The following is an 11,515-nucleotide window of genomic DNA, read 5'->3' as shown; positions in this document are numbered from 1 at the left end:
ATGACCATCAGGGCCAGCCGCAGACCCCAGGTCTGCAAGAGCACAGGCCGGATATAAGTCCGCAATGAACCCGCCAAGTCAAAACTTCCAATACCCGCTTGCCACACGGGAGGCGTCCATATAAGTTTGGCGGCGGGGCCGCGAGGGCGTGCGGCGCAGGGAATCCGGTAGGGCCGCGCAGCGGCCCGACGGACGCCGTGCCAGCGCGCCACAGCCCGGCCACGCGCGGCGTTGCCGCGAGGTGACGGCGAGGAAAAAGCTCAGGCCGGCACCAACGCCACCCCACCCGGCGCCATACCCGCCGGCTCTTCCCGCTTCACCCGGAACCAAGCCGCATACATCGCCGGCAGCGCCAGCAAGGTCAGCACCGTCGCCACGATCAACCCGCCCATGATCGCGACCGCCATGGGCCCCCAGAACACCGAGCGCGACAGCGGGATCATGGCCAGCACGGCCGCGGCCGCCGTCAGCACGATGGGGCGAAGCCGCCGCACGGCCGACTCGACGATGGCGTCCCAGGCGGGCACTCCGCGCGCGCGGTCCTGCTCGATCTGGTCGATCAGGATGACCGAGTTGCGCTGGATCATGCCCATGAGCGCGATCACGCCGAGCAGCGCCACGAAGCCGAACGGGCGGTTCAGCAGCAGCAGAGCGCCGGCGACGCCGGCGATGCCCAGCGGCCCGGTCAGGAACACGAGCATCGCGCGGCTGAAGCTCTGCAGCTGCAGCATCAGCAGCGTGAAGGTGATGAACAGCATGATGGGCACGCCGGCCGAGATCGACGACGAGCCCTTGCCGCTCTCCTCGATCGCACCGGCCACCTGGATGCGGTAGCCCTGCGTCCATTTCGCCTCCAGCGCGCGCAACTGGGGCAGCAACTGCTCCGTCACCGTGGCGCCCTGCATGCCTTCGACGATGTCGGACTGCACGGTGATGGCGTAGTCGCGGTTCTCGCGCCACATCACGCCCGGCTCCCAGGTGAAGACCGGCTTGGCGATCTGCGTCAGCGGGATCGACTTGCCGGATGCCGTCGGCAGGTAGGCGTTGGCGATGTCGGTGATGGCGTTGCGCTCGTCGGCCGGCTGGCGCAGCACGATGTCGATCAGCTTGTCGCCCTCGCGGTACTGGCCCACGGTGGTGCCCGCCAGGATGGTCTTGCTCGCCTGGGCGATCGACTGGCTGGTGACGCCGAGCGCCCGTGCCTTGGCCTGGTCGATCTCGAGGCGCAGGACCTTCACCGACTCGTTCCAGTTGTCGTTGACGCCGCGCGTGTTGGCGTTGGCGCGCATCACGGCTTTCACCTCGTCGGCGCGTTCGCGCAACTGCAGCGGCTCGGGACCGACCACGCGGAACATCACGGGGTAAGGAACCGGCGGGCCATTCGGCAGCAGCGTGATGCGGCCGCGCGCCTCGGGAAACTCCTGGGCCAGCAGCGTGGGCAGTTTCTGCCGCAGGACTTCGCGCGTGGGCAGGTCCTTGGGCTGCACGATCAGCTGCGAGATGTTGGTCTGCGGGAATTTCTGGTCCAGCGGCAGGTAGAAGCGCGGGACGCCGGAGCCAAGCCAGGTCGATGCGCTGACCACGCCGGGTTCGCGCATCAGGCGCTGCTCGACCCGCCGGGCGACTTCCTCATTGGCCGCGAACGACGTGCCCTCGGGGAACCACAGGTCGACCATGATCTCCGGCCGGCTGGAGTCGGGGAAGAACTGCTGCTGCACCTTGCCCATCCCGGCGATACCCAGCGCGAAGGTCAGGATCGTCGCACCGATGGTGATCCAGCGGTGCTCCACGCACCAGTTCACCGTCCGCCGGAAGCCCCGGTAGAACGGCGTGTCGAAGTGCTCGTGGTGCTCGGCCACCACCGGCTTCGCCTTGAGGATCAAGGTGCCGAGATAAGGCACGAAGTAGACCGACACCAGCCAGCTCAGCACCAGCGCCACGGCCGTCACCGCGAAGATGGCGAAGGTGTACTCGCCCACCGTCGACTTCGCCAGCCCGATCGGAAGGAAGCCCGCGGCGGTGATCAGCGTGCCCGTCAGCATCGGCATCGCGGTGACTTCGTAGGCGAAGGTGGCGGCGCGGACCTTGTCGTAGCCCTCCTCCATCTTGCGCACCATCATCTCGACGGCAATGATCGCGTCGTCGACCAGCAGGCCCAGCGCGATGATCAGGGAGCCGAGCGAGATCTTGTGCAGGCCGATGCCCCAGTAGTTCATCGCCAGGAAGGTGACGGCCAGCACCAGCGGGATGGTGATGCCCACCACCAGGCCGGGGCGCATGTCGACGTACCACCGCTTCCAGATCGGCAGCGACGCGGCGTCGGGCCGCTTGTGCAGGCCCAGCGCGATGAAGCTGACCGCCAGCACGATGAACACGGCTTCGATGAGGGTGCGCACGAATTCATTGACCGAGTTCGCCACGGCCTTGGGCTGGTCCTGGATCTGCACGAGGCGGATGCCGGCCGGCAGCTGATCGTCGATCCTGCCGGTGGCCGCCTTCAGCGACTGGCCCAGGCGGATGATGTCGCCGCCCTTGGCCATGGACACGCCCAGCGCGATCACGTCCTTGCCCTGGTGGTGCACCTTCACCAGCGGCGGGTCGACGTAGCCGCGCTTGACCTCGGCGATGTCGCCCAGGCGCAGTTGATTGCCGGACACACCGCGGATCGGCATGGCGCGCAGCTGTTCGACCGCCTCGAACTGGCCGGCCACGCGCACCTGCACCACGTCCTGCGGCGTCTGCACGGCGCCCGCGGATTCGACCGCGTTCTGCTGGCCCAGCTGCGCCAGGATATGGTTCACGTCGAGGCCCAGTTGCGCCAGCCGCTTCTGCGAGATCTCGACGAACAGCTTCTCGTCCTGCGCGCCGAAGAGCTCGACCTTGGCGACATCCGGCACGCGCAGCAACTGCTGGCGCACGTCGTCGGCGAAGGTCTTCACCTCGGCATAGTTGTAGCCCTTGTCGGCTTCCAGCGCGTAGATCACGCCATAGACGTCGCCGAATTCGTCGTTGAAGAAGGGCCCCTGGATGCCGCCCGGCAAGGTGAAGCGCATGTCGCCCACCTTCTTGCGCACCGTGTACCAGACGTTGGCGACTTCGCCGGGCTTCGACGAGTCCTTGATCTGGAAGATGATCTGCGACTCGCCCGGCTTGGAATAGCTGCGGATGATGTCGGCGTACGGCACCTCCTGCAGCGTGCGCTCGATCTTGTCGGTGACCTGCTCGGCCACCTGCTGCGCCGTCGCGCCCGGCCAGTTGGTGCGGATCACCATGGCGCGGAAGGTGAAGGGCGGATCTTCATCCTGCCCCAGCTGGAAGTAGGCCGCGACGCCCAGCAGCATCAGCACCACCATCAGGTAGCGCGTGAGCGCCGGGTGCTCCAGCGCCCAGCGCGAGAGGTTGAAGCGATCGCTGTTAGGTTCGGGATTCATTCCCGCCTCACTTCGCGACGGGTAGCGCGGCCGAGGGCGCGGCGGCCACAGCCTTGACGGCATCGCCCTGGGCCGCGACGGCCGGCATGGCGGACGTCTTGTCCTGCCACAGCGTCACCTTCTGGCCGGGGGCCAGCACGTGGACGCCCGCTGTGACCACCAGCATGCCGGGCAGCACCCCCGAGGCGATGACCGCCTCGTTGCCGTCGGCGCTGGCCACCTGCACCGGTTGCAGCTTGACCGTCATGGTGGCCTTGTCGAGCAACCACACCGCGGTGCCCTTGCCTTCCTGCCTCAGCGCGCTGGTGGGCAGCTTGATCACCTGCACACCGGCGTGGCTGAGCGACTGGGGCAACACCGTGACCGTCGCGCCCAGGGGCGGTTGGGTGGCAGCATCCAGCGAGACCTTCACCGGGTAGGTTCGGGTGACTGGATCGGCACTCGCCGCCACTTCGCGGATCTTGCCCTGCACCGTGGTGTTGCCGGCCCAGAGCCGCACCGCCACGTCGCTGCCCGGGCGCACCGCCACCACCTTGTCTTCCGGCACCGAGAACACCACGTCGCGCGCGCCGTCCTGGGCGATTCGGACCACCGGCGTGCCCGCGCTGACCACCTGACCGGGCTCGGCTTCGACGGCCGTGACGATCCCGGAGACATCGGCCACGAGCGTCGTGTAGCGTGCCTGGTTGCCCTGGGACGCAAGTTGCGCCTGGGCCTGTTCCAGTTGGGCCTGGGCGGCCTTGAGGGCGGTCTCGCGCCGCTCGAGTTCGGCGCCGCTGATGAAGTTCTGCTCGCGCAGCGTCACATAGCGCTTGTAGTCCGCCGCGGCCAGGTCGCGATTGGTGCTCGCCGCCGCCACCTGGGCGCGCGCGGCGTCGGCAGCCAGGCGATAGTCCTGCGGGTCCAGCTGGGCCAGGAGAGCCCCGGCTTTCACATGCTGGCCCACTTCGGCCTGCCGCTGGGTGATCTTGCCGGCCACGCGGAAGCCGAGGCGGGATTCCACGCGCGGCTTCACTTCGCCGGAGAATTCATAGCCCGCCTGGATGCCGGACACGCCCACAGTCACCACTTTCACGGCGCGCACGGGTTCGGGCGCTGCCTCCTGGCGGGCGCAGGCGCCCAGCACAGCCGTGGCAACGACAAGAAGCGACCAGCGCGCTGTACGGGAAAAGTGAGCAGAAATCACGGTGGAACCCCGGCGAAAGTGAACAAAGAGACGGCTAATGACTGACCGGTTAGTAATCTAGGGGAAACCCCAGCAGTTTGTCAAGCGACAATGCCGCGCCAGATGACCATGCAGCCGCCGGCCCGATCAACGGAAGACCTGAATGCCCTGTTGCGAGGGGTTTCGCGCTCTTTCTACCTGTCGATCCGGGTGTTGCCGGCCCCATTGCGGCGGCCGATCGGCCTTGGCTACCTGCTGGCCCGTGCGACCGACACCCTGGCGGACACGACCCAGATGCCGGCCGCGGAACGGCTTGCGAGCCTGGACAACCTCACGGCCGCGATCGACGGCACGGCCACCCTGGAGGACCTCCGGGGCTTTGCGGGCCGGCAAGCCGACGGCGACGAGCAGCGCCTGATCCTCGCCCTGCCGCAGTGCCTGGCGGCCCTCGCCGCCACCGAGCCGCAGGACCAGGAAGCCATCCGCGGGGTGCTCCGCCAGATCACCCGCGGCCAGAAACTCGATGTGCAACGCTTCGGCGAGCCCGGCCCCTGCCGCGCGCTGGAGAACGCGGACCAGCTCAACGAATACACCTACCTGGTGGCCGGCAGCGTCGGCGAATTCTGGACCGACCTCTGCCTGCGGCACCTGCGGGACTTCGCCGGGGCGCAACCTGAACGCATGCGGGAACTGGGGCGGGCCTATGGCTGCGGCCTGCAGCTCGTGAACATCCTGCGCGATGTCCGCGACGACCTCGCGGCGGGGCGCTGCTATTTTCCGGCGGACGAACTCGCGCAAGCCGGCCTCGCGGTGGACCAGGTGGCGCGCGAGCCCGCGCTGCTGTTGCCGCTCTGGCACCGATGGCAGGCGCTGGCGGAAGAACAGGTCGCCGACGGCATGCGCTATGCCGACGCCGTGAAGGACCGCCGGGTGCGCGCCGCCAGCGCCCTGCCCGCCTTGCTGGGCGCGCGCACGCTCGCGCTGCTGGAGGCCGCGGGCCCCGCGGCGCTCGAGCAGCGCATCAAGATGCCGCGCAGCGAAGTGCATGGCGTGCTGCTGCGGCTGCTCTTCACGCGGGCCGGCCGCGCCCCCCTGCAGGCTCACTACGCGCGGCTCGCGGGCAAGGTGGGCGGCGCCGGATGGGACAATGCCGGCCGATGACGCCGGAACAGTACGTCCAGGAGAAAGCCGCAGCCTCGGGCAGCAGCTTCTACTACGCCTTTCTTTTTCTGCCGCCGCCCCGCCGCGCGGCGATCACGGCCTTCTACGCGTTCTGCCGCGAAGTCGACGACGTCGTCGATGAAGTCACCGATCCGGGAGTCGCCCGCACCAAGCTCGCCTGGTGGCAGATGGAAGTCGGCAAAGCCTTCACCGGCGAGCCCACGCACCCCGTGATGAAGGCGTTGATGCCGCACGCGGCGGCGTTCAACATCCGGCAGGACCAGTTGCTGTCCGTCGTGCGCGGCTGCGAGATGGACCTGGAGCAGACCCGCTACCTGGACTATGCCGGCCTGCAGAAGTACTGCCACCTGGTGGCCGGCGTGGTGGGCGAGGTGTCGGCCGGCATCTTCGGCCAGACCGCCCCGGCCACGACCGACTATGCGCACAAGCTGGGGCAGGCGTTCCAGCTCACCAACATCATCCGCGACGTCGGCGAGGACGCGATGCGCGGGCGCATCTACCTGCCCGTGAACGAGCTGCAGCAGTTCGACGTCAAGGCGCACGAGGTGCTGCAACGCAAGCACTCGGACCGTTTTGTCGCCTTGATGCGGTTCCAGGCGCAGCGCGCCCACACCCTGTACGACGAGGCGCTGGCCCTCCTTCCGCCGCAGGACCGGCGGGCGCAGAAGCCGGGCCTGATGATGGCCAGCATCTACCGCACGCTGCTGCGGGAGATCGAGGACGAGGATTTCAAGGTGCTGGACCAGCGCATCAGCCTGACCCCGGTGCGCAAGCTGTGGCTGGCCTGGAAGGTGCAAGCGCTGGGGCGGATGTAGGCCTCAGCGCATCAGATCGACGAGCTCCGCCAGGTTCGTCAAGGTCACCTGCGGCTCCAGTTCATGCGGCCACAGCGCGTCCGAGCGATTCAGCCAGGCCGCCTGCATCCCTGCGTTCAAGGCCCCGAGCGCGTCGAGCGTTGCATCGTCGCCGATGTGCAGCACGGCTTCCGGCATCGTCTCCGCGGCGCCGGCGGCCGCGTGGAAGATGCGCGGATCCGGTTTGCCGACGCCGAACTCGCGCGCGCTGATGGCCGCGCGGAAATACGGGGCCAGGCCGATGCGTTCCAGGTCGGCGTTGCCGTTGGAGATGCTCACGATCGGATAGCGCAGCGCCAGGAACTCCAGCGCGGGACGTGCGTCGTCGAACAGGGTCACCCGCTGGCGCTCGTTGAAGAACACGGTGAACGCCTCGTCCGCGATCAGCGGATTCTCGCCGGCCCGGTACAGCGCGAGCCGGATCGACTCGCGGCGCACCGCGCTCAAGTCGTTCTTCAGTTCGGGCCGGGAGGCGGCCATGTAGTCGCGGATTTCGCGCAGCGCCGACGGGCTCGAGAACAGCGCTGCCGCCATCGGCGCATGTTGCACGAGCCAGTCGTGCAGCGCCTTCTCGGCGCGTTCGATGGTGGGCCAGATCGGCCACAGGGTGTCATCCAGGTCGATCGTGATGGCCCGGATTTTCGCGACGTCGAGCATGACGGCAGAATACCTCATGCCCCCCGCCCCCTCTACCCCGGCCTCGCAGATCGCGCATCGTCACGGTGAATCCACCATCGTGGGCGTTCTGCTGTGCAACCTCGGCACGCCGGATGCCCCCACGGCGCCGGCCGTTCGCCGCTATCTCGCGGAGTTCCTGAGCGATGCGCGCGTGGTGGAGATTCCGCGCGTGGCCTGGCTGCCGTTGCTGTATGGCGTCATCCTGCCGCTGCGGTCGTCGAAATCGGCCGCCAAATACGCGACCATCTGGACGCCGGAAGGTTCGCCACTGAAGGTCTGGACCGAGCGGCAGGCGAAGCGCCTGCAGGGCTGGCTGGGCGAGCAGGGCCATCGGGTCGCCGTGGAATACGCCATGCGTTACGGCAGCCCGTCGATCCCGGCGCAGCTGGCGGCGCTGCGTGCGCGCGGCGCGACACGCATCCTGGTGCTGCCCGCCTACCCGCAGTATTCCGGCACCACCACGGCCAGCGTGATCGACGCCGTGAGCGGCTGGACGGCCCGCGAGCGGAACGTCCCGGAGCTGCGCTTCGTGAACCGGTACCACGACGATCGCGGCTACGTGGGTGCACTGGCCGCGCGCATCGAACGGCACTGGCGGGAACACGGCCGGCCGGGCCACCTCGTGATGAGCTTTCATGGCGTGCCCGAGCGCACATTGCAGCTCGGCGACCCTTATCACTGCGAATGCCGCAAGACCGGCCGGCTGCTTGCGGAGTGGCTGAACCTGGCGGATGGCGAATGGACGCTCAGCTTCCAGTCGCGCTTCGGCCGCGCGAAGTGGCTGGAGCCGTCCACCGAAGCGACATTGCACAAGCTCGCCGGCCAGCGGCTGGAGCGCGTGGACGTGGTCTGCCCCGGCTTCACCAGCGATTGCCTGGAGACCCTGGAGGAGATCGCGCAGGAAGGGCGCGCCGCTTTCCTCGCGGCTGGCGGCAAGGACTTCCACTACATCCCCTGCCTGAACGACGAACCGGAATGGATCGCCGCCCTGGGCGGCATCGCCCTGCGGCACCTCGCCGGTTGGGACACCCAGTCGGTGCCTGACCCGAAAGCCTTGGCGGCCTCGCGCGAACGCGCCCTCGCCCTGGGGGCCCCGGCTTGAAAACGCCCTAAGCGGCGGCGACCGCGGCTGCGGCCTTGGCCGCGGCGGCCTGCTCATGCTGGCGGATGAACCCCGCCACCAGGTCGAGTTGCTCGGGAACGTTGAGCGCCGGCGCATGGCCGCAGCCCGCAATCTCGACCACCCGCGTGAGCCCCAGCGCCCCGGGCCCGCGCGTCAGCATTTCATCGGTCGCATCCTTCAGCACCAGGTCGGAATGCGCCCCCCGCAGCACCAGCACGGGGATGCGCACCTCGTCGTAGTGCGCCCAGATGTCGTAGTCGTCCGGATGATCGATGAACTGCCGCACCATGGCGGGGTCGTAATGCGGCGTGATGCGGCCGTCGGGCAGGCGCCGGGCGGAGGTTTCCGTCAGGCGCCGCCACTGCGCGTCGCTCAACCAGCCGAAAGGCTTGTAGACCTCGCGGAAGAAGCTCTCGAGCTGCGCCATGGTCTCGAACGCCGGCGGGTTGCCGGCATAGTTGCGGATGCGCTCCAGGGCCGGCCGCGCGAGGCGCGGCGCGTTGTCGTTGATCACCAGGCTGCGGATGCGGCCCTGCAGGCGGGGCTGGAACAGCCCACCGGCACAGACGGTACCGATCGCCCCGCCCATCGACGTGCCGACCCAATGCGCCTCCTCGATGCCCAGCTGGTCGAACAGGTCCGCCGCGAGGCGGGCATAGAACTCCAGCTTGTATTCGTTCGACGGGTCGGGACTCCACTGGCTGAGCCCCCGGCCCAGGGTGTCCGGGCAGATCACCCGGAACCCATCAGCCAGCCATTGGGCCAGCTCGTCCATGTCGCGCCCGGTGCGCGCCAGGCCATGCCAGGCGATGACCGTGGGCGCATGCTGCGCGCCCCACTCGGTGTAGTGGATTTCGCGGCCCGCGCAGGTCACGTACTTCGAGCTGGATGGCATCTGGGTCCTCCGTGGCCGGGCCTCTGCGGGCCCTTCCTTAGTTGGGTACGGTGATCGACGTGCCGGAGAAGCCGATCTGGTTGGCTGCCGCGGGCGCGGCGCTGATCGCGGGCACGTTCGCCGCCGTGATGGCCGGTGCAGCAAGTGGCGTGCCACCGCGCGGCGTCGTGTGCACCACCTGGCTGGCCGGCAGCGCGGCGCCGCTCTTCAGGTGCGCGTACATCAGGTCCATGGACTGGTTGAAGTACTGGTGCAACGGGACGAAGCGCGTGTCGAAGCCACCGAACGGCAGGAACGTGTCGAAGTGCTGCGCATTGGTGACTTCGATGTAGCGCAGCCTGGTCGATGCGCCTTCCACGACGCGATTGAACGCCGCGTAGGCGCGCGAATTGTTGTTCACCGGCACCAGGGCGTCGCTGCGGCCGCTGACGATGATCGTCGGCTTGCCGCGCAGGTTGCCGTTGAGCGTCACTTCCGCCACGCCCGCCTTCACGGCGGCAGCCTGGGCCGCCGTCGGCGTGCTGCTGGCGGTGAGCGCCGCACCCGTCACCGGATCGGCGCCGGTCGCCAGGGCTCGTTGGCACAGTGCGTTGTCCAGCCCGAAGTCGGCCGCACCGGTCGAGGGCGAGACGGCGAACTGCCAGGCCTTCGCGCCGCCCACGGAGTTGTTGTAGACGGGCGTCGCCGGCGTTCCGTTGGCGGTGCCGTTGGCCAGCGCGAAGCTCTGTGCCTTGACGAGCGGATTGACGGCGACGACGTCGCCTGTCGCGCTCACCTGCGCGAAGCTCGTGCTGCAGACGTTGTCCAGCACCGACAGGCGGCCGTAGGCCACCGGATACATCGCGGACAGGATGGGCCCGTTGCCCAGGCCCCAATGTGCGTTGTGCATCTGGTCATGCTCGGCCGACCAGCCGAACGCACGCAGCTTGGCGAGCGCGTCGGCCGATTGCGCGGCGACGTCGCTGCCGGTCACCAGGCCCTTGGCGGCCAGGCCCGCGCAACGCGCCTGGGCCCGGGTGGTCATGGCCGCGGCCACCATGAAGTTGAAGGTGGAGACTTCCGTCATCGCCGCGCCCGCGGCCAGCGCCGCGCAAGGCTGATAGAGGTTGGCATAGGTGACGTAGTCGACCAGTGTCTTGCCGTAGCCGTTGACGGCGGTACCGCCGACGGTGATGCCGTAGCCGGTGGCGGTCGGCATCTGAGCCACGGGTTCCGAGGCGACGACGCCGTCGATCAGGCCGCTGCCATCCTGCTCGGCCGCGCGCAGCGCGGCGGCGCCGCCGTTCGATGCGGAGCCGGCGATCACGATGGTGTTGCCGGCGTTGAAAGGCGCCGGGTTGCTCGCGTTGCCATAGCGGTCGTTCAGCGCATAGAGCGCGTAGCGCCCGGCCACCAGCGTGTCGCTGCCCCAATCCTTTTCGGGGTTGAGCTGCGAGTGCACCTGCTTCAGCGCCAGCCGGTTGGGGAACATCGCGTTGTAGGCGGTCCGCGCGGCGTCGGTGATGTTCGCGGCGAAATGCGACAAGGCACCGGCGGCGGTGCGCGTGGCGCGCGTGCCGTCGATCTTGTTGACGCTGTCGTCGGTCAGGTCGTACAGGCCCACACCTTTGCCGGCGTCGGTGAGCGCCACTGCGCATCCGCGCTTCAGGCCCCATTCGCCGGCCGTGCCGATGGCGCCGTAGACGCCGCGCGAACCCGAGGACGGGCCGAGGATGACGCAGGGATTGGCCTGGTCGAAGCTGTCGGGGATCTGCACGGCCATGGTCACGCGCTTGCGGCCGCTGCCGTCATCGAGCGTCGCGACGTATTCACGGCCGGGGATCAGCCCTTCGGAAGCGGTCACGGTACCGGCGGCGTTGATGTTGGGGCCGTAGAGCGAGCCATAGCCGCCGTTGACCGTGGGATCGAGGATGGCGCGGTAGTTGGAATGCAGCGCGTTGCGCCGCAGTTCCAGCGCCGTCGGGTTCGCCGGGTCGGCATAGGTCGGCGCCACTGCAGCACCCAGGCCGGTCTTGCCCAGGCCGCCCGTGAGCAGGTCCTGCGTGGCCGGCGTGGTGCCGGTGCCTACGGCCGTGGCGGAATAGGTGGTGACACTGTGCTGCGTCACGCCGACGGGAATGTCGTTGCTGACGTTGTCGCTGCCGCCGCAGCCGGCGAGCACGAGGGCGCCGGCGGTGGCCAGCATCG

Annotated in this window: 8 protein-coding genes; 3 read left to right on the top strand and 5 right to left on the bottom strand. The window is 68.7% G+C overall.

Annotated features, from left to right (window positions below):
• Positions 1-260 precede the first annotated feature (260 nt).
• Positions 261-3,431 carry an efflux RND transporter permease subunit gene (locus tag FN976_RS20760; RefSeq protein ID WP_145894975.1) on the bottom strand — a complete coding sequence of 1,057 codons (3,171 nt, stop codon included), beginning with the start codon at positions 3,429-3,431 and terminating at the stop codon, positions 261-263.
• A 7-nt stretch (positions 3,432-3,438) separates the two neighbouring features.
• A complete protein-coding gene (locus FN976_RS20755) occupies positions 3,439-4,617 on the bottom strand; it encodes an efflux RND transporter periplasmic adaptor subunit (RefSeq protein ID WP_186511055.1) in 1,179 nt (392 codons plus the stop codon).
• A 102-nt stretch (positions 4,618-4,719) separates the two neighbouring features.
• On the opposite strand from FN976_RS20755, the gene FN976_RS20750 reads away from it, so the two are divergent.
• The gene (locus tag FN976_RS20750) at positions 4,720-5,757 is read left to right on the top strand and encodes a squalene/phytoene synthase family protein (protein WP_186511053.1); all 1,038 of its coding nucleotides are present in this window, start codon (positions 4,720-4,722) and stop codon (positions 5,755-5,757) included.
• Positions 5,754-6,593 carry a presqualene diphosphate synthase HpnD gene (hpnD, locus tag FN976_RS20745; protein ID WP_145894972.1) on the top strand — a complete coding sequence of 280 codons (840 nt, stop codon included), beginning with the start codon at positions 5,754-5,756 and terminating at the stop codon, positions 6,591-6,593. The genes FN976_RS20750 and hpnD overlap by 4 nt, the downstream gene beginning before the upstream one ends.
• Positions 6,594-6,596: 3 nt before the next feature.
• Here hpnD and FN976_RS20740 read toward each other — a convergent pair whose 3' ends face one another.
• Positions 6,597-7,289: an HAD family hydrolase gene (locus tag FN976_RS20740; protein ID WP_145894985.1), complete on the bottom strand. Its 693-nt coding sequence runs from the start codon at positions 7,287-7,289 to the stop codon at positions 6,597-6,599.
• A gap of 16 nt (positions 7,290-7,305) precedes the next feature.
• On the opposite strand from FN976_RS20740, the gene hemH reads away from it, so the two are divergent.
• On the top strand, positions 7,306-8,412 hold the full coding sequence (hemH, locus tag FN976_RS20735; RefSeq protein ID WP_145894971.1) for a ferrochelatase: 1,107 nt from the start codon (positions 7,306-7,308) through the stop codon (positions 8,410-8,412).
• A gap of 7 nt (positions 8,413-8,419) precedes the next feature.
• Here hemH and FN976_RS20730 read toward each other — a convergent pair whose 3' ends face one another.
• Together FN976_RS20730 and FN976_RS20725 are read right to left on the bottom strand one after the other, a co-directional pair.
• Positions 8,420-9,328 carry an alpha/beta fold hydrolase gene (locus tag FN976_RS20730; protein ID WP_145894970.1) on the bottom strand — a complete coding sequence of 303 codons (909 nt, stop codon included), beginning with the start codon at positions 9,326-9,328 and terminating at the stop codon, positions 8,420-8,422.
• 37 nt (positions 9,329-9,365) lie between these two features.
• Positions 9,366-11,513 carry a 3-hydroxybutyrate oligomer hydrolase family protein gene (locus FN976_RS20725; protein ID WP_145894984.1) on the bottom strand — a complete coding sequence of 716 codons (2,148 nt, stop codon included), beginning with the start codon at positions 11,511-11,513 and terminating at the stop codon, positions 9,366-9,368.
• Positions 11,514-11,515 lie beyond the last annotated feature (2 nt).

Origin of the sequence: Caenimonas sedimenti (assembly GCF_007833165.1) — a bacterium.
GTDB lineage: Bacteria > Pseudomonadota > Gammaproteobacteria > Burkholderiales > Burkholderiaceae_C > Ramlibacter > Ramlibacter sedimenti.
Note: the sequence above shows the minus strand (reverse complement) of the source record. Positions and strands in the feature narration are given on the sequence as shown.